This is a genomic window from Streptomyces regalis, from assembly GCF_001509475.1.
Lineage (GTDB): Bacteria > Actinomycetota > Actinomycetes > Streptomycetales > Streptomycetaceae > Streptomyces > Streptomyces regalis.
On record NZ_LLZG01000209.1, the window covers coordinates 43,890 to 70,832 of the forward strand.

Sequence of the window (26,943 nt, forward strand, 5' to 3'; positions counted from 1 at the left end):
CCATCTTCCTCTGCCTCTCGTCGGTGGCCCATGCGGACCGCATCACGGCCCACGCGGTGCGGCAACACCTGCCCAGCCATCGTGTCCGTGAATCACGACGTCATGATGACTCGGCACTTCCATCTGCCGCGACCGAAATTTCGGCGGCCCTGTACCGCCTCCCCCGTTTTCCGTGTTTTAGCTGGTCAGAAAGCTCGGCTCAGTTCGCGCCGAACAGTTCGAGCAGTTCGGTCTTGCCGAACATCCGGGCCGTGTCCACGGCGGACGGTGTGCCGGCGGCCGGGTCGGCGCCGGCCTCCAGCAGCGCCTTGATGACTTCCGTCTCGCCCTTGAAGACGGCACCGGCGAGCGGTGTCTGGCCCAGGTCGTTGACGCGGCCGGCCTCGGCGCCCCGGGCGAGCAGGGCGCGCACCGCGTCGGCGTGGCCGTGGTAGGCGGCGAGCATCACGAGGGAGTCGCCGCGGTCGTTGGTGAGGTTGGCCGGGACGCCGGCGTCGACGTACGCCACGAGCGCCTCGGTCTGCCCTTGCCGGGCCAGATCGAAGATCTTGGTCGCCAGCTCCACGACCTCGGGGTCGGGGGCTTCAGTCATCGGCCGGACCGCCTCTCACTACACACACGGGGACTGCGGGAACTGCGGGGAGCACGGGTACGGCCGGCGAGCGGTGTCGGCCGTACGAGTGATTCGCCAGGGTACTGGCTCGCGCCGCACATGACCCGATGCGCCCGCGGCAAAGATCATCGCAGACACGGCCGGACGCATCAGCCCCGCTCATCCGATCTGCGACACTCCACCATTCGACGGAAATCTAACGAATTTCACCCAGTTGCACCTTTTATCGTATGGATACATCCTGTGAGCCTGGAAGTACTCATGGTGACTGTCCCCACCAACCAGGAGCGCTCACATGATCCTCTCCATCTCAGGCGTCGTTCTGCTCGGCATCGTCGTCTTCATCTTCTTCCGCAAGGACGGACTGAAGGCGTCGCACGCTCTGATCTCGGCCCTGTTCGGCTTCTATCTGGCCAGCACGGCCATCGCCCCGAGCATCAAGGCCGGCGGCGAGAGCCTGGCAAGCCTCTTGGGCGGCATCCAGTTCTGACGCCGCCCCTCCCGCCCGTACGCACCACCAGGAGACAGCAGTGGCCCGCCGCCCCCTCCCCCGCATCCTGAGCACAGGCAGCGCGCAGATCGCCCGGAACCGCGAACTGGCCCGGGCGCAGATCGCCCGAAGCCGGGAGCTGGCCCGGACGGCGGCCGACAGCGCCTCCGATGTCCTCCACCCGTTGATCACGATCACCCGCGGACTGCGCCGGCTGGCCTCGGCCGGGCGGCGCAAGTGGGCCGACACCTCCAAGGACAGGCGCGGACCGCTGCTGTTCCTGGTGGCTTCGGTGATCCTGGTCGTGGCACTGGTGCCGTACGGGCCGCTGCTCGCCGTCATCACCCTGATGGCGGCGGCAGCCTGGCAGGGCCGCGACCGGGGGCCGTCGACACCCAAGGGCCCCGATGAGTCGCAGACGGAGCGGCTGAGGTCGCTGTACGAGGCGCTGGTCCCGTACTTCTCCGCCGCCGAGGACCCGGCACCGCTGTACGCCCACGGCGGCGAGTGGGAAAAGGCCTTCCCGGAGTACGAGTTCGACGGCACGGGACGCGTCAGCAGTCTCCTGGTCCGCTACCCGGCCTACTTCACCGACGGCGAGGCCCAGGCCCGCGCGCGGATCGAGCACCTGCTGACCACGAAGTCCGGCCGTGGCCGCGAGTACCACTTCGCCTGGGACGAGGAGGGCAACGAGCTCACCGTCACCGTCCTCGCCCCGCTGCCCACCGGCGTCGCCGCCCAGCGCTTCGTCACGAGCCCCGGCGAAACGGTCCTCGGCTTCACCGACCCCACCCAGGTCCAGCGCACACTCCCCCTCACCCACGGCGACCAGCAGCGCGACGTCCCGCCGGTCGTCTGGCGCACCGGCATCCGCTCCACCGAGCCCCACCTGCTGGCCATCGGCCAGCCCGGCAGCGGCACCTCGACCCTGCTGCGCTCGATCGCCCTGCAGGCCCTGCAGTACGGCGACATCGTCATCGTCGAGGGCGGCAGCACCGGCGAGTACGCCTGCCTGATCGGACGGGACGGCGTCCTCGCCGTCGAGTGCGGTCTGGCCGGGGCGCTGGCGAGCCTGGAGTGGGCGGCCACCGAGACGGAACGGCGCCTGATCGCCACGAACCGGGCCCGCCAGACGGGCAACCCTCCGCCGGAGGACACCAAGCGCCCGCTGTGGATCCTCCTGGACCGCCCGACCGTGTTCTCCCACCTCGCCGCAGCGGACGACCGCAAGGACCCGCAGTCCCTGCTCCAGGTACCCCTCCGGCACGGCCGCGCGGCCAACGTCACGGTGGTCCTGGCCGAACAGTGGGACAGCATGGACGCGCTCAGCGATGCCGTACGGCAGCACACACGCGCGCGTGTCGTGCTCGGCCCCGCGACGGCGCAGCAACTGGAGTCGGTCCTGGGCGCTCCCCCGCACACCACCCCGGTCGCCGACGTCCCGCCCGGCCGCGGCTACGCCCGCCTGGGCACGGGCCCGGTCCATCGCCTCCAGGTCCCGGCCACCCCGGACCCGTACGACGACGCCACGAGTGAGGCGCACCGGCAGGCGGTACTGGACCTGTTGCCGGCGCGGACGACGCCGGTGGAGGCGGAATCGCTGGGACGACTGGAAAAGACGGAACAGGAGCCGGAGCCTGTGCCGGCGGAGGCTGTGGCGGCCGAGACCTCGTAAGGTCGGCGCAGCCTGCGGGCAGTCGTGCCGCTGGGGCGGCGCCCGTCCCGAAGAAGGCGGCACCCGGCCGGCGCCGGGCGAGCGACCCGACCCCGCGTCAGCAGCAACGCCGGTCACGCAACGAACGGCCGCACAGACTCCCCCGCCCCACTCGCCCCGCTCTCCACCAACCGCGCCGCCGCCCCCAACCTCACCGCGGCCTCCTCCGCCACCGCACCCCCCACGGTGAACGGCAACCGCACATACCCCTCGAAGGCCCCGTCCACCCCGAACCGAGGCCCGGACGGCACCCGGACCCCCACCCGCTCCCCCACTTCCGCGAGCCGCGACCCCGACAGGCCCCCCGTGCGCACCCACAGCGTGAGCCCGCCCTTCGGCACCTCGAACTCCCACTCGGGCAGCTCCCGCCGTACGGCCGCGACGAGGGCGTCCCGGTTCTCCCGGGCCTGTCGGCGCCGCAGCTCCACCGCCTGCTCCCAACCCCCCGTGCCGAACAGCCAGTTCACGGCCAGCTGCTCCAGCACAGGCGTCCCCAGATCGGCGTACGCACGCGCGGCCACGAGAGAGCGGATCACATCCGGCGCCGCCCGCACCCAGCCGATCCGCATCCCGGCCCAGAATGCCTTGCTGGCCGACCCGACGGTGATGACGGTCGACCCGGCGGGGTCGAAGGCGCACACCGGTCGCGGCATCTCGAGATCGTCGTCGAACCACAGCTCGCTCATCGTCTCGTCGGCGACCAGCACCGTCCCCGCCGACCGCGCCGCGTCCACCAGCCGCCGCCGCTGGTCCTCGTCGGCCAGCGCCCCGGTCGGGTTGTGGAAGTCGGCGACGACATAGGCGAGCCGGGGCGCGGCCTCCCGCAGCACCTGCCGCCAGCGGTCCACGTCCCAGCCGGCCAGGCCCTCGGCCATGGCGACGGGCACGAGCCGGGCGCCCGCCTCCCGCATCAGCTGGAGGATGTTGGCGTACGACGGCGACTCGACCGCGATCCGCTCACCGCGCCCGGCGAACAGATGGCAGATCGCGTCCATGGCGCCCATCGCCCCGGTCGTCACCATGATCTGCTCGGGCATGGTCGCAATCCCGCGCGCCGAGTACCGGTCGGCGATCATCGCGCGCAGCGCGGGCAGCCCGGCCGGATAGTCGCCGTGGGTATGGGCGTACGGGGGCAGCTCCTCCAGGGCGCCCTGGACGGCACGGGTCAGCCACGGCTCGGGCGCGGGCAGCGCCGCGGTGCCCAGGTCGATCATCGAGCCGAGCGCCTCGGGTGGCAGTGGCTCCAGACCACGGGCGGGCAGCGGGTTCCCGGCCGGTACGGCCGTCCAGCTCCCGGCCCCGCGCCGCGACTCCAGGAACCCCTCGGTGCGCAGCGCCTCGTACGCGGCCGCCACGGTCGTCCGGCTCACGGACAGCGCGAGGGCCAGCTCACGCTCGGCGGGCAGCCGCGCGGCGACCGGGACGCGCCCCTCCAGCACCAGCAGCCGGATGCCGTCGGCCAGCGCCCGGTACGCGGGCGGGCGCTTGCTGCCGGGGCCGGCGGGGCGGTCCTGCTGGGAGGTGAGGAGCCGGGCGAGCTGCGCGGCACCCACCGCAGAAGTCCACTGCGCCATGATTTCCAGTCCACCTTCCCCGAATTGGCCATGGAGGGCGTTGCTTCCCAAGCCGCAGGGTGTCATGCATCAGTCCACTACCACCACAGGGGGGCACGTCTTGTCCACGCAGGGGCATCCCACAAAGCGGCTCACGCAAGGGCATCTCATACGGCGGCTGTCACAGCTCTACGTCGGGCTCGCGCTGTACGGCGCGAGCTCGGCGCTGCTCGTCGAGGCGGGCCTGGGCCTGGAGCCCTGGAACGTGCTGCACCAGGGCCTCGCCGAGCTCACCGGTCTGACGATCGGCGTCGTGTCGATCTTCGTCGGCGCGGCGGTGCTGCTCCTGTGGATCCCGCTGCGCCAGCGCCCGGGCCTCGGCACCGTCTCCAACGTCTTCGTGGTCGGCATCGCCATGGACGGCACCCTCGCCCTCGTCCCCGAGGCGCACACCCTGGCCGTACGAATCCCCCTCCTCCTGGCCGGCATCGTGCTCAACGGCGTGGCCACCGGCCTCTACATCGCCGCCCGCTTCGGACCGGGCCCCCGGGACGGCCTGATGACCGGGCTGCACCGGCGCACCGGCCGCTCGATCCGCCTGATGCGCACGGCCGTCGAGATCGCGGTCGTCGTGACCGGCTTCGCCCTGGGCGGCACGGTCGGCGTCGGCACCCTCCTCTACGCGGTGTCCATCGGCCCGCTCGCCCAGCTCTTCCTGCGCGTGTTCGCCGTTCCCCCGGCATCGGACGGCAGCACGGTCGTTGCCACCGGGCAACCCCGGCGCGCGATACTGCGTCCGTGAGCACCACGCGGATACGCCACCCCTACCTCGACCACCCCGGCCCGATCCCCTTCGCCCACCGGGGCGGGGCGGCGGACGGACTGGAGAACACCGTTCTGCAGTTCCGGCGCGCGGTCGAAATGGGCTACCGGTACATCGAGACCGACGTCCACACCACACGCGACGGCAAGATCGTCGCCTTCCACGACGCGACCCTGGACCGGGTGACGGACGGGGCGGGCCGCATCGCGGACCTGCCCTGGGACGACGTACGGCACGCGCGCGTGGCGGGCAAGGAGCCGGTGCCCCTCTTCGAAGAGCTCCTGGAGACCTTCCCCGAGGTGCGCTGGAACGTGGACCTGAAGGCGGAGCCGGCGCTCCACCCCTTCCTGGAGCTGATCGAGCGCACCCGCGCCTGGGACCGCATCTGCGTCGGCTCCTTCTCCGAGGCCCGGGTGATCCGCGCCCAGCGCCTGGCCGGACCGCGCCTGGCGACGTCGTACGGCACCCGGGGCGTGCTCAATCTGCGGCTGCGCTCGTGGGGCGTACCGGCCGCGCTGCGCCGCTCGGCGGTCGCCGCCCAGGTTCCCGAGACGCAGTCCGGGATCCAGGTGGTGGACCATCGCTTCGTACGGGCCGCCCACGCGCGCGGGCTCCAGGTGCACGTGTGGACCATCAATGATCCCGATGCGATGCACCGGCTCCTGGACCTGGGAGTCGATGGCATCATGACCGATCACATCGACACATTGCGCAAGGTCATGGAGGACCGCGGCGTCTGGGTCTGACCCCCGTCCCCGTCTCCACCCGCGCGCGGGATCATCACGGGGAAGCGAGGGCGCGGGTGGGCACCGGAACCGTGCGAACCGAGGCGGCCGACGAGGCCGCCGGGCGCCGGCGCGAGCAGCGCGGCTGGTACTTCTACGACTGGGCGTGCTCCGTCTACTCGACGAGCGTGCTCACCGTGTTCCTGGGCCCCTATCTGACATCGGTCGCCGAGGAGGCGGCGGACGCGGACGGGTTCGTCCACCCCTTGGGCATCCCGGTGCGCGCGGGATCCTTCTTCGCGTACTCGGTGTCCCTGTCGGTGATCGTGGCCGTTCTGGTCATGCCCCTGGTGGGCGCGGCCGCCGACCGCACGGGCCGCAAGAAGCCCCTCCTCGGGATCGCCGCCTATGTGGGTGCCACGGCCACCGCGGCCATGTTCTTCCTGGACGGCGACCGCTATCTGCTCGGCGGCTTGCTGCTGGTGGTCGCGAACGCGGCGCAGTCGGTCGCGATGATGCTCTACAACTCCTACCTCCCGCAGATCGCCCCACCCGAGGAACGCGACGCGGTCTCCTCCCGGGGCTGGGCCTTCGGCTACGCGTCGGGCTCGCTGATGCTGATCGTGAACCTGGTCCTGTATCTGGCCCACGACTCCTTCGGCGTCTCCGAGAGCATGGCCGTCCGCATCTGCCTCGCGTCGGCGGGCCTGTGGTGGGGCGCCTTCGCGCTCATCCCGCTACGACGGCTGCGCGACCGCAGGTCCGCCAAGGAGACGAAAGACACGAAAGACACGGCGGAGGCGAGCGGCATGGACGAGGAGGCGGCCAGAAAGCCGACCGCCCCTGGCTTCCGGCAACTCGCGGCGACCGTCCGCGACATGCGCCGCCACCCACTGACCCTCGCCTTCCTCCTCGCCTACCTCATCTACAACGACGGCATCCAGACCGTGATCTCCCAGGCGTCGATCTACGGCTCCGAGGAACTGGGCCTCGAGCAGTCGACGCTCATCGGCGCCGTCCTGCTGGTCCAGGTGCTGGCGGTGGTGGGCGCGCTGGCGATGGGGCGGCTGGCCCGGATCTACGGCGCGAAGCGGACGATCCTCGGCTCGCTGGTCGCGTGGACGGTGACGCTGGCGGCCGGGTACTTCCTGCCGGCCGGGGCGCCGGTGTGGTTCTTCGCGCTGGCGGCAGGCATCGGGCTGGTCCTGGGCGGCAGCCAGGCCCTGTCCCGGTCCCTGTTCTCCCATCTCGTCCCGCCGGGCAAGGAGGCCGAATACTTCTCGGCGTACGAGATGAGCGACCGCGGCATGAGCTGGCTCGGCCCACTTCTCTTCGGGCTCACCTACCAGCTGACCGGAAGTTATCGGGACGCGATCATCTCGCTGGTGGCCTTCTTCGTCATCGGATTCGCCCTGCTCGCGAGGGTGCCGGTGCGCCGGGCGATCAGCGACGCGGGCAATCCGGTGCCGACAACGATTTAGCGTTCCGAGTGAAAGGGCGGTAGTGTACGCGTTTGGCCTGCCAGGCGTACCGTTACTGCGCGTCAAAGATGCCGAAACGCTGGGTCACATCTGCTAGCAGATGTGACAAACCGGGCGCCGGTGGGTACGACATTGGTCAGCAAGGCTGCGGCTACGACGGCGACGCATCACCCGGAACGGGACACGGAACGGGAATCTTTACCGCCGACCGGACGTTGACCGGATGACGACGACAGCGACACCTGTCCTGTGGGCGACAAGCCCGGGAGGCACGATTCATGAGTGAGCGAGCTCTTCGCGGCACGCGCCTCGTGGTGACCAGCTACGAGACGGACCGCGGCATCGACCTGGCCCCGCGCCAGGCCGTGGAGTACGCATGCGAGAAGGGGCACCGGTTCGAGATGCCCTTCTCGGTCGAGGCGGAGATCCCGCCGGAGTGGGAGTGCAAGGTCTGCGGGGCCCAGGCACTCCTCGTGGATGGCGACGGCCCAGAGGAGAAGAAGGCCAAGCCCGCGCGCACGCATTGGGACATGCTGATGGAGCGGCGTACCCGTGAGGAACTCGAAGAGGTCCTCGAGGAGCGCCTTGCTGTTCTGCGCTCCGGGGCGATGAACATCGCGGTTCATCCCCGGGACAGCCGCAAGTCGGCGTAACCCCTGCGAGCTCCTTCGGGGCTCGGGCGGGTTGACCAGGCAATGCCTGTAACCGCGGGCGCTGTACGTGAAGTCGACGTACAGCGCCCGCGGTTTGGTGTGCCCAAAATCTCCTGTGCAAAAAATTGCTGTGCAAAAAAAGAAACCCGGCGCTCGGTGGCGCCGGGTTTCCTTCTATGCCGCTATGCCTCTATGCCTGTCAGCGGGTCAGCGGGTCAGCGGCGGGCGCGGGCCCTCCGGCGCATCCCCCGGCTCGTCCCGGATGACCTCACCCTGCACGACCTTGCCGTCGGGACGGTGCATACGAGACTGCTGGTAGGCATCCCCGAACGACCCCGGGGTCGCCTCACGCAGCTTGCGGTCGAACGTCCGCTCCGCATAGCCGCTCAGGGCCTTCTGGACCGGTGGGATCAGCAGGAGCAGGCCCACCGCGTCCGAGATCAGGCCGGGCAGCATGATCAGCAGGCCGCCCAGCATCATCAGGCCGTTGCCACCGCCGCTCGCCGGGGTGCCGCCGCGCTGCAGCTTCTCGTTCAGCGCCTGGAAGGCGCGGCGGCCCGCCCGCTTGATCACCACCGAGCCGAGCACCAGGCCGGCGAGCAGCAGCAGGAACACCAAGAGCCCGCCCGCCGCGTCCGCGACCACGGTCAGCAGCCAGATCTCCAGCACCAGCCACGCCGCGATGCCCAGCGGCAGGAAAGTCCGCAGCCGGGAGCGCCGGGGCCGGGCGGGGTAGGTGGGGGTCGGTGCGCCAGTCGTCATGCGTCCAGTGTGCCTGGGCCCGGCTCAGAGCGGGATAAGGGGACGCCGACGCCGCCTGTGCGGTCGTAGGTGACGACTGTGACAAGTGTGACTGCGGGTCATGGGCCGACCGCCGTGACGGCTGGACTGGCGGGCCCGCCGCGGGCGGTGCCCCGACGGTCCGCAGGTTACGACTGTGACGGCCGCGACGGCGACGACGGCTTCGTGCGACCCATCAGCTTGCCGACCCGCTCCCGCGCTCCCCACGACGTGACCCGCCACAGGGCCTCGACCAGGATGTCGCGGCTCATCTTCGAGTCACCGAGTTCACGCTCGACGAAGGTGATCGGGACCTCGACGACATGGAAGCCGGCCTTGACCGCGCGGCGGGCGAGGTCGACCTGGAAGCAGTAGCCCTGGGAAGCGACGTCGTCCAGGCCGAGGCCCTCGAGGGTCTCGCGGCGGAAGGCGCGGTAGCCGCCGGTGATGTCCCGCAGGGGAAGATCCAGGGCGAGGCGGGAGTAGAGGCTGCCGCCGCGGGAGATGAACTCGCGGGACTTCGGCCAGTTCACGACCCGGCCGCCAGGTACCCAGCGGGAGCCGAGGACCAGGTCGGCGCCCTTGAGGGCGGTCAGCAGGCGGGGCAGTTCCTCTGGCCGGTGGGAGCCGTCGGCGTCCATCTCGATCAGGACGCCATAGCCCTTCTCGATGCCCCAGCGAAAGCCGGCGAGATAGGCGGCGCCCAGGCCCTCCTTGCCCTTGCGGTGCAGGACCTGGACGTGGTCGTCCTCGACAGCCAGTTCGTCGGCGAGCTTGCCGGTGCCGTCGGGGCTGTTGTCGTCGGCCACCAGCACGTGAGCCTCGGGGACCGCCTTGCGGACCCGGCCGACGATGCTCTTGATGTTCTCCGCCTCGTTGTAGGTCGGAATGATCACCAACGCCGTGCCGAGCGGCCCGAACTGCCTCCCCCGATCCTGTGCCGCGAGGGTCCCGTCGCCGTCGTTCACTGCTGCCCCTTCATGTCCGTACGCAGACGTCCACCATAGTGGTCGCGGCCTGCACTGACGCGACCACACGTTCGTATGGTGGTGTCGATTCCACAAGAGCGGGGTAAGTACGGGTTTTTGTGTGACCGTGCGCCGACGCGCGCCTTCTGCTGCGGATGGGGGCCCGGCGCCCTTCGGGCCGACCTGGGACCCGCTGGCTGCGGGTCGACCGAAAGCCGTTGTCTACTGAGCGCCCGGGCCCCACCCGGGTCACACCTCCCCGACCGGCCGGAACGTTCCGTCGTCGCCGCGCGAGCGCTGAGCCTGGCTCCCAGTGGCGGTGCCCCGGTGCGGCACACCGTCCCTGACCCAGCGGCTTTGCGACGGGTTCGGGGAAGTTCCGCGGTTCCCCGGTCGGGCGTCCGGTGGTGGACTCGGCCGAACCTATCGGCCCCGGGCCTCCGCCTGTCAACAGCCGTCTGACCTGCGGCTATTCGCTCAATCCCCTGGTCAGCGCGGAGGATGCGCAGGTCGCACGACGGGGTGGTGCGGACCGATCGGATTCGCGCCACCCCGGGAGATCACTCGCCCGGCCGTACGAAGACCGTTCGTCCGCCCACCACCGTGCTGAGGCAGGTGGGGAGTTCGCGACCCGGGCTCAGGTCGGGCAGGCCGGGGGTGCCGGAGCGGGGGTCGGTGGACCAGCGCGCGACCCGGTCGTCGGGGGCCTGGACCACGAGCTCGTCGGTGCGCCACACGGCGTAGTCGGCGGGCGCGCCCGGCACCAGGACGCCCGCGTCGTCGCGCCCGGTCGCCCGCCAGCCGCCGCGCGTGTGCGCCGTGAACGCGGCGCGCACGGAAACCCGGTGCTCGGGCGTGCGGTGGAAAGCGGCCGCACGGACCGTGCCCCAGGGATCGAGGGGCGTGACAGGGCTGTCGGAGCCGAAGGCGAGCGGGACGCCGGCGCGCAGCAGGGCCGCGAAGGGGTTCAGCGAGCGGGCACGCTCGGCACCCAGTCGCTGGGCGTACATGCCGTCCTCGCCGCCCCACAGGGCGTCGAAGGCGGGCTGCACGGAGGCGGTCAGGCCCAGCTCGGCGAAGGCCGCGATCGTCTCGGGGGTGAGCATCTCGGCGTGCTCGACGCGATGGCGGGCGGCGCGGATACGGGCGAGGCCGAGCTTCTCGGCGGCGGCGCGCACGCCCTCCACGACGGCGGCCACGGCGGCGTCGCCGATGGCGTGGAAGCCCGCCTGGAGGCCGGCCTCGGTGCAGGCGGTGACGTGGGCGGCGACGGCGGCCGCGTCCAGGTAGGCGGTGCCGGTGTGGGCGGCGTCGGCGTACGGCTGGTGCACACAGGCGGTGTGCGAGCCGAGGGCACCGTCGACGAAGAGGTCACCGGCCGCGCCGATCGCGCCCAGCTCCCGCGCCTTCTCCACATCCTGTTCCGCCCAGTAGCCGACGACCCGAGGACCGGCTTCCTCGGCGGCGAGCCGCAGCAGGCCGGTGAAGTCGTCCTCGGAGGAGATGTCCGGCCCGCCGCACTCGTGGACGGCGCCGATGCCGAGGGAGGCGGCGTGGGCCAGGGCGGCGCGCTGGGCCTCGGTGCGCTGGGCGGGGGTGATCGCGGCGAGCGCGGTGGCGCGTACGGCGTGGTGGGCGCCGGCGACGAGCGGGGCGTCCACCGCATCGAGGTCACCCGGCGTCATGTCCAGCAGAGCCGTGCTGACGACGGCCGAGTGGACGTCGATGCGGGAGAGGTAGAGAGGGCGGTTGCCGGTGGCCTCGTCGAGCTCGGCGCGCGTCGGGGGGCGGCCGCCGGGCCAGCGGGAGGCGTCCCAGCCGTGGCCGAGGAGGACCCGGTCGTGCGGGCGGGCCGCGGCGAACTCCCGCACGAGGGCGAGGGCCGCCTCCAGGGAGGGGGCGCCGGACAGGTCGAGGCCGGTGAGGGCGAGGCCCGTGGCGGTGGTGTGCACATGGGCGTCGGTGAACGCGGGGGTGACCAGGGCACCGTCCAGGTCGACGACCTCGTCCACGCCGTCCGCGAAGGCGTCGGCGGCGCCCTCCGAGCCGACCCAGGCGACCTGGCCGCGCTCCACGACCATCGCGGTGGCGAAGGGGTCGGCGGGGCTGTGGACCTCTCCTCGGCGGAGCAGGACGGTCTTCGGCTGGGCGGTGGGCTCACTCATGGGGAACAGTCTCGCGCCTGGCGCGCACCCCCTGGCACGCAGGTCGGTCAGATCCGCGGTGGCCGTGCCTCGTACGGCGTCGACAGCACCACTGTCGTCCGGGTCGAGACCCCCGCCAGCGAGCGCAGCCGGGCCAACAGCTCCTCCAGCTCGTGCGGCGTGGACACCCGCACCTTGAGGATGTAGTTCTCGTCGCCCGCGACACTGTGGCAGGCCTCGATCTCGGGGACGCCGGCCAGGCGGTCCGCGATGTCGTCGGGGGCACTGGGGTCGAACGGCTTCACCGAGATGAAGGCGGTCATGGGCAGCCCCACGGCCTCGGGGTCGACGACCGCGGCGTAGCCACGGATGACGCCCCGCTGCTCCAGCCGTCGCACCCGCTGGTGCACGGCCGACGTGGACAGCCCCGTGGCCTTGCCCAGGTCGGTGTAGCTCATCCGCCCGTCCTTGACGAGCAGCTGCACAATTTGTCGGTCCAGCTCCTCCATGACGCAGAACCTACAGTGCGGTTGATCTCCTCGGATACCTGAGCCGCCCAGGTCATGCCCGGTTTGTGATGTGGCAGAGAGGCGTCTGTGGGCCGACTGAGGGACAAACCGGCCGGGCCGGGCACCTGCGGGCGGCATGTGACGAACGCCACAGGCCTCGAACAGGCTCCGTGATGTTCTCGTGATTACCGCCGAGACCGGACGGGAAGTGCTTGCTGTGGTCGAGGCCGCAGCGCCTTCACGGCCCAGCCCGAGGGGGAGAAATCCATGCAGAGTCTTAAGCGCCCTGGTCGTACCGCACCCAAGCGGCTCCAGCCGGTCGACGAGCCCGCTCCGGAGGGCGTCGAACCCGACGCCTTCGACGACGAGGAGCTCGACGCGTACGACACCTTCGAGATGTACCGGGTGATCTGCCCGGACTGCGCGCAGCCCATCGCCCTGCTGGCGGACGAGGAGGTCCTGCCGGAGCACGCGCTGTGCGCCTCGCCGTGGAACCCGTTCGGCCTCACGGTCTGTGCCGGTACGGGTCGCGCGGCCTCCGAGGCCCGCTCGGCCGACGAGTCGACGGAACCTCAACAGCAGGACACCGCCCTGCTGTTGACGCTCCCTCAGGGTCTCGACTGGCGGACCCAGCCGTTCTCGCACGTCGGCGGCCCGGGCTCGCGCCCCATCAGGGTCCCGGTCATGCGGCGCGACGCCGCCTGAGCGCACAGCGCCGGCGTCACGTCGCTCGATCCCAGTAGCTGCCCTGCACCATGGCTCGCAGGCTGCCGTGGTGCAGGATCAGTGTGTCCGGATCCGCCGGTACGGCGACTTCACCGAAGTGGGCCTGGCGGTAGGCGATGCGCAACATGACGACGGCGTGCCTCAGCGCGGCATAGAGCGTGTAGAAGTCCATGTCACGCGGGGTGTGACCGGTGAGGTCGGCGTAGCGGGCCTCGATCCGGTCCCGGCGCAGGAAGTCCGGCAGTCCGCGCTGGCCGAAGGCGACCGTCAGGTCCTGGAAGAAGCGGTGCAGGTAGACGGTCCAGCCGAGGTCGACCTCGCGCGGGGCGAGTGCCGCCATCTCCCAGTCGAGGACGGCCGCGGGTTCGAAACCGTCGTAGATGACGTTCCCGATGCGCGCGTCGCCCCAGTTGAGCACCGGCGTGCCCGGATCGCGGGGCCACAGTTCCTCGATGCGGTCGAACGCGTCCTCGATGAGCGGTGAGCGGGCGAGTCCGTCAACCACCCATTCGTAGTACGCGCGTTGCGCCATGACATGGCGACGCAGTGCGTCACCTTCACCTGGAAGGGCGAGGAACTGGACTTCGGCTGCCGGTACTTGGTCGTGGAGCCGGGCCAGCAGCCCGATCGTCGCCGCCTCGAGGCGCTCGCGTTCCCCGTCGCTCGCCGCGTGCAGCCAGTTGCCCTCGTAGGTGTATGGCATGACGTCCGGCGGCACCCGCCCGGCGACTCGCTCCATGACGAAGAAGGGCGCCCCCAGCGGGCCGGGGTCCTCCTCCAGCCACAGCACCTTCGGTACGGGGAGGTCGGACCGGTCGGCGACCAGTCGCATCGTGCGGTACTGGCGGGCCATGTCGTACACCGGGAACACCGTGTACGCCGCCGGATCCGCCGCGAGCCGCAACGCGCAAGCGCGCAGGGGTGGTTCGCGGTGCCCGGCGCCTTCGGGCGGCTCGATGTCGAAGAGCAGGGTTTCGCTGGACATGCCGTTCGACGCGGGGACGGTGACGTCGACGGCCTTGGCGCCGGGCAGCCGTATGCCGAGCCAGGCGGTGAGGCGGTGGGCGAGTTCGTCCGGATCGCGTGTCGTCGTACGAGGGCGGGGTACCGCGGCCATGGGCTCAACTCCCTTACGACGCAACCGAGTCGAAGCCCGTGAACCCGCTCGGGTCGTGCCGCCCGAACGAGCCGTGCTCGAAGATGCCGTGCCCGACCCGGCCGTCCAGCCGGAAGCGCGCGGCGTGGTCGGTGACTCCGTACGCGGCGAGGGGATGGGCGGCGGGGTCGGAGAGGTCGTAGGTACGGCGGTCGGTCCAGCCGCGCCCTCGCCAGGTGCCGTGCTGCCAGTCGTCGGCGGGCGGGTAGCCGGCGCCGATGGCGAGGGGGGACGAGGTCAGGACCTCCACCTCCAGCTCCTGCGGCTTGCGTACGTCACCGAGGTGGACGAGGGCGCGTTCGGGGTGTCGGGTGCCCGAGCGGTAGGTGATCTCGGCCTGGGGCCAGCCGAGTTGGCGGTCCCGGTGGCCCGGGCGAACCATCGTCGCCTCGCTCAGTGAGCGGTATCCGTCCGCGTCCTCCTGGACGATCACCATCAGGAACCGGTCCTCGAAGCGCACCGGGGACCAGATCCAGTGGAAGCCCTCGGTCGGATGCTCCTCGGCGAACCGCCCGCCCTCCTCCCCCGGTATGGGTCGCACACCCCAGCTGCGGTCACGGGTGCCAGTCCACTCGGCGGGGGTGACGCGGAACTCCGCGCCGCCCGCGCGCACGACGCCCGCCACGCCACCCGCCTGCACGAAGCGGCGCCCTTCGAGGCTGAGCCGGTCACCGCGTCGCTGCAGGTGGTGGGGTTCCCAGAGGGCGGGGAAGTCGGCGGTCCAGGTGATGTCGTACGACAACGCCTCGTCGTCGCACGTCAGACGCAGCCGCCGCAGCGGCTCCCCGACCTCGATGCGCAGCGGCCCGACGGCGAGCCGCATCCGGTCCTCGCCGAGCGCGTCCGACGCCCGGACCGCGTGCAGGGTGTTGCCGACCCGCAGCGTCGCGTACGCGTCGATCACCCCGGCGTTCGGATACACCCCGAGGCCGAGGATCAGCAGGGCACGCCCCTCGTGGTCGAGGACGTGGAAGATGCAGCGGTCGTAGGCGTTCCGGTCGCTGGTCGCGACGTACTTCATGGACAGGGGCACCTGGTGCACCGGGTACTCGTCGAGCGGTACCGGGCGGTCGTCGTCGGCCACGGCAAGCCTCCCTGGAAGCGGGTGGCCTGACGGTACGTCAGGCGACGTGACCTGACCAGAGAGGGAGCCGGACGTCCGTGAACTCACGCCCGATTCCAGCTGGCGGTGACTTGTCCGGCCACCTCCGCGTTGCCCTGGTATGCCCCCCATCTATTCGGCGACCGAGCCGCAACGCCGCATCTTCGTTCCGCGGCCCGCAGGAACGCTTCCGCCGGCGCCTCCGCAGCAGCCGGATCCGCCCATCTACCGCGAGCTGATGCGCACCTGGGCCGACCGCGGCCGCACCCTGCCCGGGCGCCACGACCCGGAGTGGATCCGGCTGGCGGCGCCGCAGGTCAAGCACGGTCAGTTCAGCGTCCCTCGGGACCTGCTAGGTGACGGGCGATGACCATCCGCTGAATCTGGTTCGTGCCCTCGACGATCTGCAGGACCTTGGCCTCGCGCATATAGCGCTCGGCCGGGAAGTCCGCGGTGTAGCCGTACCCGCCGAGGACCTGGACGGCGTCGGTGGTGACCCGCATCGCCGCGTCGGTGCAGTGCAGCTTGGCCATGGCCGCCTGCTTGGCGAACGGCCGGCCCGCGTCGCGCAGCCGTGCCGCCGCCAGATAGAGCGCGCGGCCCGCCTCGATCTGGGTCGCCATGTCGGCGAGCATGAAGCGCAGGCCCTGGAAGTCGGCGATCGGCTTGCCGAACTGCCGTCGCTCGGTCGCGTACGACACCGCCTCGTCCAGCGCGGCCTGCGCCACGCCGATCGCGCAGGCCGCGATGCCGAGCCGCCCGGAGTCGAGCGCGGACAGGGCGATCGCGAAGCCCTGACCCTCGTCGCCGATGCGCCGCTCGTCGGAGACGCGGACGCCGTCGAAGTGGACCTGGGCGGTGGGCGAGCCCTTCATGCCCATCTTCTTCTCGGGCGCCGCCGCGCTCAGCCCCGCCGCGTCACCGGGCACCAGGAACGCGGAGATCCCGCGCGGCCCTTCCTCGCCGGTGCGGGCCATGACCGTGTAGAAGTCGGCGATGCCGCCGTGCGTGATCCAGGCCTTGGTGCCGGTGATCACCCATGCGTCGCCGTCCCGTACGGCCTTGGTGCGCAGCGACGCCGCGTCCGATCCCGACGACGGCTCGGAGAGGCAGTACGCGCCGAGCAGTCCGCCGCCGAGCATCGCGGGCAGGTGCTCGACCTGCTGTTGCTTGGTGCCGTAGGTGGCGAGGGCGTAGGAGGACAGGGTGTGCACGCTGACGCCGAGTCCGACGGTCAGCCGGGCCGCGGCAAGCTCCTCGAGGACCTGGAGGTAGACCTCGTACGGCTGGTCGCCGCCGCCGTACTCGGAGCCGTACGGCAGGCCGAGCAGCCCGGATTCGGAGAGCAGGGTGAAGACCTCGCGCGGGAAGCGTCCGGCGTCCTCCTCCTCGGCCGCCTTCGGGGCGATCTCGCGCTGCGCGATGTCGCGGACGAGCGAGATCAGATCCCGGGCCTCGTCCGTGGGCAGTTGACGGTCCACCGGCTGCGGGGCGCGGTCGGGCATGGCGACGCTCTCCTCCCTTTCGGGAATCGGCGGTCGCACACCTTGGGTGGGGCGGCTCCGCCTGGTCTCTCGGGTACCGGCCGATGCTCCGCTCCCGGATCGCGGAAGCTGCTGACCAGCGGCTCTGCGGTGAGTATGCCCGATCGGGGACATCGAGTCACCAGTTAACGACCGCTTACTCCAAGAAACTTTCAACCCTCCGAAATTGGTCCGAACCATTGACCAAATGGTCTAGTCCTCCTACCGTTTCGGGTCAACGCTTCCCCGCGTTCATGCCAATCGGCGTGCGATCCCCTCTTGTCCCCCGCGAGGAGACACCCGATGCACACCCCGCTCCCCTCCCGCGCTCGCGGCCGCGCGCTGCCGGCCGCCGCCTGTTCCGCCGCCCTCGCCGCCGCCCTGCTCACCGGCGCCGGCCAGGCGACCGCCGACCAGAGCGGCCCCGACCAGGACGGCGACCGCAAGGCGGCCGGCTCCAAGGTGGTCGGCTACTTCACCGACTGGGGCATCTACGGCCGCCAGTACTTCGTGAAGAACATCGAGACGTCCGGTTCGGCGAAGAAGCTCACGCACATCAACTACGCCTTCGGCAACGTCGTCGACGGCAAGTGCGCGATCGGCGACACCTGGGCGGACACCGACAAGCCGTTCACCGCCGCGGAGTCCGTGGACGGTGTCGCGGACACTGCCGACCAGCCGCTGAGCGGCAACTTCAACCAGCTGCGCGAGCTGAAGAAGCTCCACCCGAACCTCAAGGTCGTCTGGTCGTTCGGCGGCTGGAGCTGGTCCGGCGGCTTCGGAGAGGCGGCCAAGAACCCGGCGGCCTTCGCCCAGTCCTGCTACGACCTGGTCGAGAACTCCCAGTGGGCGGACGTCTTCGACGGCATCGACATCGACTGGGAGTACCCGGGCGCCTGCGGCCTGACCTGCGACACCAGCGGCCGGGAGGCCTTCCCTGAGCTGATGAAGGCGCTGCGCGCCAAGTTCGGCAAGCGGAACCTGGTCACCGCGGCGATCACGGCCGACGCGAGCGAGGGCGGCCGGATCGACGCGGCGGACTACGCGGGCGCGGCGCGGTACGTCGACTGGTACAACCCGATGACGTACGACTACTTCGGCGCCTGGGCCGCCACCGGCCCCACGGCACCCCACTCCCCGCTCCACTCCTACCCGGGCATCCCCGAGGAGGGGTACAACACGGCCGCCACCATCGCCAAACTCAAGGGCCTGGGCATCCCGTCCTCGAAGCTGCTGCTCGGCATCGGCTTCTACGGCCGCGGCTGGACCGGCGTCACCCAGGAGGCACCCGGCGGTACGGCCACCGGTCCGGCGAAGGGCACCTACGAGGACGGCTTCGAGGACTACAAGGTGCTCGAGCGGACCTGCCCGGCGACCGGCACGGTGGGCGGCACCGCGTACGCCAAGTGCGGGGACGACTGGTGGAGTTACGACACCCCGGCGACGATCGCGACCAAGATGAAGTACAAGGACCGGCAGGGGCTGGGCGGGACCTTCTTCTGGGAGCTGAGCGGGGACACCGCGGGCGGCGAGCTGATCAGGTCCATCAAGTAGCGGGGCCCACGGGGGACTTGGGGCGGAGGACCACGAGCCTCCGCCCCTTGCCGCGTCAGTCTTCCCGGCGCGCGGGCTCCGGGGCCGGGTAGGCGGGGTCCATCTCCTCGATGGCGCGCATGGCGCCGCCCAGTGTCTTCACCAGCAGCTCGCGCATGGTGTCGCGGGACAGTTCGGGGCGGTCTATCCAGTCGAGGGTGGCGCCCTCGACGCTGCACACCCAGGCGAGCAGGCCCATACGGGCCAGGGGGGCGATGTCGGTGCGGCCGTACGCCCCCTCGGCGAGGGTCGCCACGATCGCCTCGCGCACGCCGTCCCGGATGCCGTGCACCTCGGTGTCGAAGCCGACGCCGCCGCTGACGATGGTGCGGTAGGCGGCCTGGTTGTGCTCGGCGTAGCGGAGATAGCTGTCGATGGTGCGGTGGACCCGGTCCACCGGCTGCAGTTCGAGCCCGCTCGCGGCGAAGGTGACCAGATCGGCGACGGAGTCCTGGATGATCGCCAGGTAGTACCCGCGCTTGGACTGGAAGTAGTAGTAGATGAGCCCCTTGGCGACATGGGCCTGCCGGGCGATGTCGTCCATGGAGAGCGCGTCGTACGACGTGTCGGCGAACAACTTCCGCCCGATGGTGATGAGTTCGGCACGGCGCGCCACCGAGCGCTCGGTGCCGCGGGCCCGGGGACGGGCCGCGTCTCGCTGTTGACTAATATTCAATTTAGACCCTGGATTTCCAACGGGCGGCGGGACATCGGCAGTATGGCAGACGTGCACCAGCTGCTCGTTCGAGTCTGATCGACTTTGATGGAACGCTCGACAAAACGGTCGGCATATGTCCGATCAAAGCGTCCGGTGTGTGTCAGGTCACAGCAGGCCGAGCTGGGTGACGAGCATCGCGACGACCACCACGAGGGTCCAGCCCATGACGTGCTCCACGAGCTTCGGGCCGTCCCCCTTGGGGCCGCCGGTGCGGACGTGGGTGGCGGTGGCTGAGTGCGCGGTCATATGCCCACCTTGCCAGCGGGGACGGCTTTTGCGGCAGAGACGTTGCTCACAGCACAAAGGCCCCGGTTTCCCGGGGCCCTGCGTGCGTCTGCGTCCGGCGGCTCAGCGCACGCCCACGGCCGCGAGCGCGGCGCGCTGTCCCGGTGTCAGCGACGCCGGGAAGTAGAGGTAACAGACGCCGCCGGTGCCGGAGACGACCTTGCCGCTGGCGTTGTACCGCTTGGTCCTGAGCCAGATGTTCTCCCACTCGCGCCGCTTGTAGACGCGCCGCACCGCCTCGTTGCTCGGTGAGTTCGGGTCGTTGGCGATCACGTCGCCCTCGGCGGTGAAGCCGATGACGGTCATCAGATGCCCGGCGGTGCCGTATCCCGCCCCGGTCAGCTCCTCCTCCAGGAAGGACTGGGACGTTATGGCCGGGATGCCGGCCGCGATCAGCCTCGCGAGGTCGGAGAGCGAGCCGAGCCGGGTGACCACGCCCTGCAGGCCCTTGAAGGTGGCCGCGTAGGCGGCGTTGAACGGCCAGTTGCCGCAGCCCTCGTACTGGTAGTCGTAGCTGAACCGGGCCGCGTGGCAGACCTGCGGGTCGGCGTACGCCGGGTCGACCCAGGCCAGCTGCTGCGGGGTGAGGCGCCCGCCCCAGTACTCGATGATCATCTGCGAGGAGGTGGGGCTGCACCACGCCTCGCCGCCGTTGTCGTACTCCGGGTACTGGCCGACGTGGGTCTCCTGCGAGTAGCGCGGGACGATCAGCTCGTGGGCGAGGCCGGGGGCGGAGGCCGGGACGGTGAAGCGGTCGGGGACGTCGGAGCCCATCGCACCGACCCGCCAGACGGTGGGGGTGAGCTTCGTGCCGGGCTTGCGGTAGAGGGTCAGCCGCAGCTGGTACGAGGTGAGGCGCAGCCCGGTGGCCGGGGCGTCGATGGCGAGCGTGTCCGTCCAGACGCTGCTCTTGCCGTCGCTCTGGTCGTCGACCGAGGTCCGCCGGATGTCCTGGTCGCCGGCGGCCCAGCGGCCCAGCACGTACCAGGGGGTGGCGGTGCCGTCGGAGTAGGTCCCCATCAGCTCGATCTGGAGCCAGGTGCCCGCGGGGGTGTGCGCGTTCCAGCAGGCGATCGCCTCGGTCGAGGGGACGGAGAGCCGGTGGACGGGCGAGGTCCAGGTCGCATGCTCCCAGCGGGCGCTCTTGCCGGTGTGCGGATCTGTGTAGTCGGTGGTGCCGGAAGGGGTGGCGATGACGATGCCGGGGCGGCCTCCCGCGACGGCACGCGTGCCGTTGGCGGCGCCGCTGCGCCAGTCGGTGTACGTGGTCCAGGCGCGGTTGTCGACGGTGCGGGCCGGGGCCTGCGCGGGGTCCGTGCCCTCGGCGGTGGTGTCGGCGGCGACCGACGGGCCTGCACTGCCACCGCCGGCGACGGCTGCGGCGACCGCGGCCGCCAGGACGGTTCTGCGGGACGGCTGTTCGGCTCTGCTCATGGGCGTAAGACCCCCAGGTGTCCGAGTCGGGCGGGTCCAATGCACGGCTGTCCGCCAACTATGGCCGCAGGCGGTCCCGCCTGCCAGCACTTCGGTCCCTGGCGCGCCCAACAATATTGGTGTCGACCACTGGCATGGCCTGAGCCTCGGCGTACACCTCCGCCGCGGTGTACGCCGAGACCCTGACCCTGACGGCTCCTACCGGTGACGTGTCGTCAGACCAGGTCCATGGCCGCGACCTCGTCGGGACGGCCGTAACTGACCGGGCCGTGGAAGCGGCGGCGGGCGGCGGCGAACCACCACACCGTGGCCGCGGCCAGGACGACGGCCAGCGCGATCGGCGCGTAGTTGAAGGAGTGGGCGGTGATCGGTGAGGCCTGCGGCAGCATGAAGAGGGCACTGCTCAGCACGATCCAGGTCACCGCGACGACCCCGACCGGCCGCCCCCAGCGGCCCAGGTGCCAGGGCCCTGGCTGGAACTCGTCGCCCAGTCGCAGCCGGAGCAGGATGGGCACGGCGTACGCGAGGAAGAGTCCGACGACGTTGACGCTGACGATGGCGGTGAACGCCGTGTGCGACCACCAGCCGGGCACCACCAGCGCCAGCGAGCAGGCCACCGCCAGCCACACCGCCTTGACGGGCGTGCGCGTGCGCGGCGAGACCGAGTGCCACCAGCGGGAGCCGGGCATCGCGCCGTCCCGGGAGAAGGCGAAGATCTGCCGGGTGTTGCTGGTGAGGTTGGCGAGCCCGCAGAAGAGCATGGCGCCGATGACGATCAGCAGCACCACCTTGGCGGTCCCCAGTCCGAGCCCGTCGATCAGGATCTGTACGGGAGGCGCGTCGGCGCTCGCCACACGGTCGTAGTCACGAATGCTGTAGACCAATGCGAGCATCAGCAGCAGCCCGGCGATCGCCGAGTATCCGATCGCCCGCGTGATCCCCTTCGGCGCGTTGACCGTCGCCCGGACCGTTTCCTCGGACATGTGGAAGCTGCCGTCGAAGCCGGTGAAGGTCCAGCTGGTGACCAGCAGACCGAGCATCCCGCCGTAAAGCCCGCTCGTGAAACCGGTGTTGTTCGCGAAATGCGTGACGAACGAGGCCGACTGATGATGTTCGGGCATGACGATCAGGGCGCTCACGATAACCACGAGTCCGCTCAGCAGCCACCACACGGAGATCCGGTTCAGTACGGCCACCAGGTGCACGGTGTAGGTGTTGGCGAGCCCCTGGAGCACGATGATCAGGGCCGTGATCAGCACCGTCCGGTGCGGCGTCGGCTCGTACGAGGGCCACTGCAGGGCGATGAACGCCTGGAGGAAGGTGGCTGCGGCGTACCCGGTGGCGGCCGTGCCGCCGACCTGGCCCACGAAATTCAGCCAGCCCGTGTACCAGGACCACGCACCCTTGTGCCGTTTGGCGAGCTTTCCGGCGGAGAAATACAGCGCGCCGCTCGTCGGATAGGCCGAGGCGACTTCCGCCATCGCTGCTCCCACGAAGAGCACCATGGCGGAGACGCCGATCCAGCCGAAGACGAGAATACTCGGGCCGCCGGCGTTCAGACCGAATCCAAAGCCTGAGAAAATACCCGAGATGATGTTGATGATGGTGAACGAGATGGCGAAATTGTCGAACGCCTGAAAGCGCCGCGTGAGTTTTCTCGGATAACCCATCGCATGCAGGGTGGCATCGTCGTCGAGCGCGATCGGAACCGCTCCCCCGCGCGCTTTGGCACGCGGAGCCGATATCCGTTCTGACACGGGTCGGACCTTTCTCTTCGGTGGGGGGTTGTGGTCCGTCAGACGCTCGGCACGGGCAGACCGCAGGCGCGGCGCGCCCGGGAGAGCTGCTCGGCCGGATCGCCGAAGGCGGACCAGGGCATCCGGGAGGCGTACGGCCCCATCGCCGCGAAGACGGCGCGGGCCTCCTCCTCGCGCCGGGCCATGACCAGGGCGTGGGCGAGGTAGGCCAGGTCGAGGACCGGGGTGAAGCGGTATTCGGCCACCGTGGGCAGCCAGTTCTGGTGGATCGCCAGGGCGGTCGAGCGCCACTGCGGCTGCTCCCAGACGCGGTCGGCGAGCAGTTGGGTCGGGTCGTAGCTCGCCACCAGGGCGACCAGCGGGAGCAGGCGCAGCGGCGAGTCGGCGGGCGCGCGCTGGCCGAGGAAGGCGGCGACGTCCCAGGCGGCGGTCACGGAGCCGCCGTGCCGGGTGAAGAAGCAGGCCAGGAAGCGGTGGTGGGCCTCACGGTGCCAGGGGTCGAGCGAGAGGACGTGCGCAAACAGGCGCCACGGCCCGGGCGGTGCCGTGAGCAGCCCGCGCGGCGCCTGGTCGCGCAGCCGGTGCAGTCGGGCCATCGCCAGCTTGGCCACCCAGGGCGTGGGATCGGCGGGGTCCGCCGTCGCGGCCCGCTCGCAGGCGGCCAGCGCTATCCGCTCCAGCGCCTCGGCCCGGGGGTCACGCGCGTCGGCCGCGCGCAGTGCCCGCAGCACGGCCACCCGCGCCCACAGCAGCGCCGCCTCGGGGCCGGGTTCCTCGGCCAGCCAGCGCTCGACGAGGTCGGAGTCGGCGGCCTCGGAGGCGAGCACGAGAGAGCGGTGGGCGCGCAGACCGAAGTCGCCATGGGTTTCGGCCAGCGCGTCGCGGGCGCTCAGATATCGGCCGGCGCGTACATCGACGCATACGCTCGCGAGCAGGCGGTCGTCGGCCGCCGGATGCCACACATACTGCCCCTCGAATAACCCCGCGGCCATCTGTCCCAGCCCATCCCCCGTTACGGCACCTCACAGTTGCGCACCAGGCACCTTACTCAGCATGGGACTCAACCGGAACGCACATTTCGCTGTGGCGGCCGGAGTTTTTCGGCGGCATTGCGGACCTCCGGCAGCTAGTTCAAAGCGACACCTTTTCTCATCCCGCCGTACCACCCGCATTCACCCGCTACTAGAATGTTCCAAGGAAATATGCCCGCGCCGCACCTCAGGAAAAAACGATTCAAGACCTCGCCACGCGGCTCCGCCGCCTTCCCCCGTCCTGCGGCCCGGTCCGCCTCATCGGCGTGGACGGGCACGCCGGCTCCGGAAAGTCCACGTTCGCCGGGCAGTTGGCCCGCGCGCTCGGCGACGCCCCGGTGCTGCGCCTCGACGACATCGCCAGCCACGACGAGCTGTTCGAGTGGACCGAGCGCCTGCTGACCCAGGTGATCGAACCGCTCGCACACGGCGAGACCGCCCACTACACCCCCTACGACTGGCGGGCCCGCCGCTTCGGACCGCCCCTCGCGCTGCCGCCCGCCCCGGTGATCGTCATCGAGGGCGTCGGCGCCGGCCGCCGCGCACTGCGTCCGTATCTCGCCCGGCTGCTGTGGATGGAGCTGGCGCGCGAGGAGTCGTGGACCCGGGGGCGCTCGCGGGACGGGGAGGAGCAGCGGGAGTTCTGGGAGGGGTGGGTCAGGGCGGAGCGGAAGCACTTCGCCGACGACCCGTCCCGGCCGTTCGCCGATCTCCTGGTTCGGCAGTGCGGCAAGGGATATGAGGTGGTTCCTGGGCCTGCCGGGACCGTTGGACCGGACCAGTCCATCACACAGAGTGACGGGCCATCGGCAATGTGCTGAACTTGTGAAGAGCCTTGCGGGAGAAGTTCTCGGAGTGCTTCAACTCGGCTTGACCCGGGGGCCGTACAGGACTTACGTTCTCAATGAGCGGCCATTCGAAGCCGCCCACACACGCGAAGCCCCCGGTTGTTCCCCCGTGATCGGGGGCTTCGTTCTGCCCTGCCCCCCTTTTTCCGGGCGCCGAGAGACGTGATTCGCTCACCCTCGGTCATCGAGCGCGGTGCGCCTGATCTGCTCCCACCTCGCCAAACGGCCCGTGCGGCACCCTGGGGCGGGCCACACCCGCGCAGGTACGATGCCCTTGGTGCGCCCTACGGACGGCTGCTCTGCGCACCGTTGCAACTCCGGTCCGCGGCACGGCGGTTCGATCAAGGCGGTCGACGCGCGACCGGTCGGCCAACTGACGGGGGCACGGTTTGTGGGGGACGTGATGGACTTCGGCATGCAGGGCCCCGAGGCCCCGGCCGACCTCGCCTGGCTGCGAGGTGTGGATGCCTACACGATGGGGGCGTATCCACAGGCGGAGGAGGAGTTCCGTACCGCGGTGCGGATCGATCCCGGGATGGCCGACGGCTGGCTCGGGCTGCACGCGCTGCGCGTCGACACGACGACCGCGCTGCTGCGGATGTTCCGGCACCGGGAGCGCTTCGGGGAACAGCGCACCCGGCACCGGCGGACGCTCAACTCCTGGTACTGGCTGGGCTGGTGGGTGCAGCCGGTCCTGGAGAGCCCGCGCGATCTGCTGCTGGCCCACGCCTCGCACTGGCTGGACGGCCGGCACGTCCCGGAGCTGGACCGCGCGCTGGCCGGGCTCCCGCCCGTGGACACCGACCACCAGGTCCGCTTCCTGCACGCCTGCCGCGCCTATCTGGTCAAGGACTGGGAACAGCTCGTCCGGCACACCGACCCGCTGCTCAACGACACCATGCTCGGCATCGAGGCCGGCCTGTTCGGCGGGATGGCGCGGGTACGGCTGGAGATGTACGGGCAGGCCGAGCCGCTGTTGTCGGCCGCGCTGATGCGCTGCCGCAGCGAGCAGCCACAGCGCAAGGAGCTGCGGTACTGGCTGGCCCGGGCGCATGAGGGCACGGGGCGGTCCGCGGCCGCCCTCCCGCTCTACCGTGCCGTGCACCGCGTCGACCCCGCCTTCATGGACACCTCGGCCCGGCTCGCGGCGATCGCCGAGGGCGACGGCTACGACGACTCCGCCGACCTCGCGGCGATCACCCTCACCGGGGTCGGACAGGACGTGGCCGACGGTCCCGACGGGTTCGATCCGCTCTTCGGCATGGAGGGGCGGGACCTGAGACTGCCGGACCCCGACCTGCCGCCGGCCGGTCCGCTGCCGTCGGTGGTCGATCCGACGGTGCGCGAGAAGACCGCCGTACCGGGGCAGCCGCTGCCCGCCGGGCCCACCGACCCCGGGTTACTCGAGGAGGCGCTCGCCGAGCTCGAGCGCATGGTGGGGCTGGAACCCGTCAAACGCCAGGTCAAGGCGCTGTCCGCGCAGTTGAACATGGCCCGTCTGCGCACCGGGCAGGGTCTGCCGGTGCAGCCGCCCAAACGGCACTTCGTCTTCTCCGGCCCCTCCGGCACCGGTAAGACCACGGTCGCCCGCATCCTCGGCCGCGTCTTCTACGCCCTCGGCCTTCTCGGCGGCGACCATCTCGTGGAGGCCCAGCGAGCCGATCTGGTCGGCGAGTATCTGGGCCAGACGGCCGTGAAGGCCAACGAGCTCATCGACTCCGCGCTCGGCGGTGTCCTGTTCGTGGACGAGGCGTACTCCCTCTCCAACTCCGGCTACGGCAAGGGCGACGCCTACGGCGACGAGGCCCTCCAGGTGCTGCTGAAGCGGGCCGAGGACAACCGGGACCACCTGGTGGTGATCCTGGCCGGTTACCCCGAGGGCATGGACCGTCTGCTGGCCGCCAATCCAGGCCTGTCGTCCCGCTTCACGACCCGCGTCGACTTCCCGTCCTACCGGCCCCTCGAACTCACCTCGATCGGCGAGGTGCTCGCCGCGGAGAACGGGGACGTGTGGGACGAGGAGGCACTGGACGAGCTGCGATCGATCGCCGGGCATGTCGTCGACCAGGGGTGGATCGACGAGTTGGGCAACGGGCGGTTCCTGCGGACGCTGTACGAGAAGAGCTGTGCGTACCGGGATCTGCGGTTGACGACCTATCCGGGCGCGCTGACGAGGGACGACTTGTCGACACTTCGACTGCCGGATCTGATGCAGGCGTACGGGGAGGTCCTGTCGGGAAGGGGCCCGCAGGATCCGTCGGCGATGTGACGGACGTCGGGCAGCCCTCGGTGCCGGAGTGGGGACGCTCGCCCGCAC

Annotated in this window: 24 protein-coding genes; 10 read left to right on the plus strand and 14 right to left on the minus strand. The window is 70.8% G+C overall.

Features of this window, described 5'->3' with window-relative positions; all coding sequences use genetic code 11:
* Positions 1-199: 199 nt before the first annotated feature.
* Positions 200-592: an ankyrin repeat domain-containing protein gene (locus ADL12_RS22415; RefSeq protein WP_062704471.1), complete on the minus strand. Its 393-nt coding sequence runs from the start codon at positions 590-592 to the stop codon at positions 200-202.
* Between the two features lie 316 nt (positions 593-908).
* On the opposite strand from ADL12_RS22415, the gene ADL12_RS22420 reads away from it, so the two are divergent.
* Positions 909-1,103: a hypothetical protein gene (locus ADL12_RS22420; protein WP_004002760.1), complete on the plus strand. Its 195-nt coding sequence runs from the start codon at positions 909-911 to the stop codon at positions 1,101-1,103.
* 40 nt (positions 1,104-1,143) lie between these two features.
* Complete coding sequence (locus ADL12_RS22425; protein ID WP_062704472.1) at positions 1,144-2,778, plus strand: hypothetical protein; 1,635 nt, start codon at positions 1,144-1,146, stop codon at positions 2,776-2,778.
* A 113-nt stretch (positions 2,779-2,891) separates the two neighbouring features.
* Here the strand turns inward: ADL12_RS22425 and ADL12_RS22430 are convergent, their stop codons facing one another.
* A complete protein-coding gene (locus ADL12_RS22430) occupies positions 2,892-4,391 on the minus strand; it encodes an SCO1417 family PLP biosynthesis transcription factor (protein ID WP_062704473.1) in 1,500 nt (499 codons plus the stop codon).
* Between the two features lie 64 nt (positions 4,392-4,455).
* Between ADL12_RS22430 and yczE the strand changes: the two genes are divergently transcribed.
* The 4 genes from yczE (at position 4,456) to ADL12_RS22450 (ending at position 8,052) form a co-directional block, all read left to right on the plus strand.
* Entirely contained in the window at positions 4,456-5,172 is a 717-nt protein-coding gene (yczE, locus tag ADL12_RS22435) for a membrane protein YczE (RefSeq protein ID WP_208614594.1), read from the plus strand.
* A complete protein-coding gene (locus ADL12_RS22440) occupies positions 5,169-5,939 on the plus strand; it encodes a glycerophosphodiester phosphodiesterase family protein (RefSeq protein WP_062704474.1) in 771 nt (256 codons plus the stop codon). Before yczE ends, ADL12_RS22440 begins: the two co-directional genes overlap by 4 nt.
* Before the next feature lie 56 nt (positions 5,940-5,995).
* Entirely contained in the window at positions 5,996-7,399 is a 1,404-nt protein-coding gene (locus ADL12_RS22445) for an MFS transporter (protein ID WP_062704475.1), read from the plus strand.
* 278 nt (positions 7,400-7,677) lie between these two features.
* Entirely contained in the window at positions 7,678-8,052 is a 375-nt protein-coding gene (locus ADL12_RS22450) for an RNA polymerase-binding protein RbpA (RefSeq protein WP_003977404.1), read from the plus strand.
* 207 nt (positions 8,053-8,259) lie between these two features.
* On the opposite strand, the gene fxsA is transcribed toward ADL12_RS22450, so the two are convergent.
* From fxsA to ADL12_RS22470, 4 genes are all read right to left on the minus strand, one after another.
* Positions 8,260-8,814, minus strand: coding sequence for an FxsA family membrane protein (gene fxsA, locus ADL12_RS22455; RefSeq protein WP_062704476.1), 555 nt, complete (start codon positions 8,812-8,814; stop codon positions 8,260-8,262).
* A 167-nt stretch (positions 8,815-8,981) separates the two neighbouring features.
* Positions 8,982-9,800 (minus strand): polyprenol monophosphomannose synthase, encoded by an 819-nt coding sequence (locus tag ADL12_RS22460; protein WP_062704477.1) that lies wholly within the window; start codon positions 9,798-9,800, stop codon positions 8,982-8,984.
* A gap of 560 nt (positions 9,801-10,360) precedes the next feature.
* Positions 10,361-11,965: an amidohydrolase gene (locus ADL12_RS22465; protein WP_062704478.1), complete on the minus strand. Its 1,605-nt coding sequence runs from the start codon at positions 11,963-11,965 to the stop codon at positions 10,361-10,363.
* 47 nt (positions 11,966-12,012) lie between these two features.
* Positions 12,013-12,453, minus strand: a complete 441-nt coding sequence (locus tag ADL12_RS22470) for an Lrp/AsnC family transcriptional regulator (protein WP_024887321.1) — start codon at positions 12,451-12,453, stop codon at positions 12,013-12,015.
* Between the two features lie 267 nt (positions 12,454-12,720).
* Here ADL12_RS22470 and ADL12_RS22475 point away from each other — a divergent pair, with 267 nt between their 5' ends.
* Positions 12,721-13,158, plus strand: coding sequence for a hypothetical protein (locus ADL12_RS22475; RefSeq protein ID WP_062704479.1), 438 nt, complete (start codon positions 12,721-12,723; stop codon positions 13,156-13,158).
* A 16-nt stretch (positions 13,159-13,174) separates the two neighbouring features.
* On the opposite strand, the gene ADL12_RS22480 is transcribed toward ADL12_RS22475, so the two are convergent.
* The 3 genes from ADL12_RS22480 to ADL12_RS22495 all read right to left on the minus strand — a co-directional run bounded on the left by ADL12_RS22480 (position 13,175) and on the right by ADL12_RS22495 (position 16,942).
* Positions 13,175-14,296, minus strand: a complete 1,122-nt coding sequence (locus ADL12_RS22480) for a phosphotransferase family protein (protein ID WP_062704480.1) — start codon at positions 14,294-14,296, stop codon at positions 13,175-13,177.
* 13 nt (positions 14,297-14,309) lie between these two features.
* A complete protein-coding gene (locus ADL12_RS22485) occupies positions 14,310-15,419 on the minus strand; it encodes an Rv3169 family protein (RefSeq protein WP_482262293.1) in 1,110 nt (369 codons plus the stop codon).
* Between the two features lie 350 nt (positions 15,420-15,769).
* Entirely contained in the window at positions 15,770-16,942 is a 1,173-nt protein-coding gene (locus ADL12_RS22495) for an acyl-CoA dehydrogenase family protein (RefSeq protein ID WP_062704482.1), read from the minus strand.
* Positions 16,943-17,263: 321 nt separating this feature from the next.
* Between ADL12_RS22495 and ADL12_RS22500 the strand changes: the two genes are divergently transcribed.
* Positions 17,264-18,514 carry a glycoside hydrolase family 18 protein gene (locus tag ADL12_RS22500; RefSeq protein WP_062704483.1) on the plus strand — a complete coding sequence of 417 codons (1,251 nt, stop codon included), beginning with the start codon at positions 17,264-17,266 and terminating at the stop codon, positions 18,512-18,514.
* A 55-nt stretch (positions 18,515-18,569) separates the two neighbouring features.
* Here the strand turns inward: ADL12_RS22500 and ADL12_RS22505 are convergent, their stop codons facing one another.
* The 5 genes from ADL12_RS22505 to ADL12_RS22520 form a co-directional block, all read right to left on the minus strand.
* Positions 18,570-19,229: a TetR/AcrR family transcriptional regulator gene (locus ADL12_RS22505; RefSeq protein ID WP_062704484.1), complete on the minus strand. Its 660-nt coding sequence runs from the start codon at positions 19,227-19,229 to the stop codon at positions 18,570-18,572.
* A gap of 147 nt (positions 19,230-19,376) precedes the next feature.
* Entirely contained in the window at positions 19,377-19,517 is a 141-nt protein-coding gene (locus tag ADL12_RS52920; RefSeq protein WP_107119989.1) for an SCO1431 family membrane protein, read from the minus strand.
* Between the two features lie 102 nt (positions 19,518-19,619).
* A complete protein-coding gene (locus ADL12_RS22510; RefSeq protein WP_062704485.1) occupies positions 19,620-20,990 on the minus strand; it encodes a peptidase C39 family protein in 1,371 nt (456 codons plus the stop codon).
* Between the two features lie 215 nt (positions 20,991-21,205).
* Positions 21,206-22,660, minus strand: coding sequence for an amino acid permease (locus tag ADL12_RS22515; protein ID WP_062704486.1), 1,455 nt, complete (start codon positions 22,658-22,660; stop codon positions 21,206-21,208).
* Between the two features lie 125 nt (positions 22,661-22,785).
* The gene (locus tag ADL12_RS22520; RefSeq protein ID WP_208614595.1) at positions 22,786-23,739 is read right to left on the minus strand and encodes a hypothetical protein; all 954 of its coding nucleotides are present in this window, start codon (positions 23,737-23,739) and stop codon (positions 22,786-22,788) included.
* 239 nt (positions 23,740-23,978) lie between these two features.
* On the opposite strand from ADL12_RS22520, the gene ADL12_RS22525 reads away from it, so the two are divergent.
* Positions 23,979-24,599, plus strand: a complete 621-nt coding sequence (locus ADL12_RS22525; RefSeq protein WP_062704488.1) for a uridine kinase family protein — start codon at positions 23,979-23,981, stop codon at positions 24,597-24,599.
* 430 nt (positions 24,600-25,029) lie between these two features.
* Positions 25,030-26,895, plus strand: coding sequence for an AAA family ATPase (locus ADL12_RS22530; RefSeq protein ID WP_062704489.1), 1,866 nt, complete (start codon positions 25,030-25,032; stop codon positions 26,893-26,895).
* Positions 26,896-26,943: the final 48 nt, after the last annotated feature.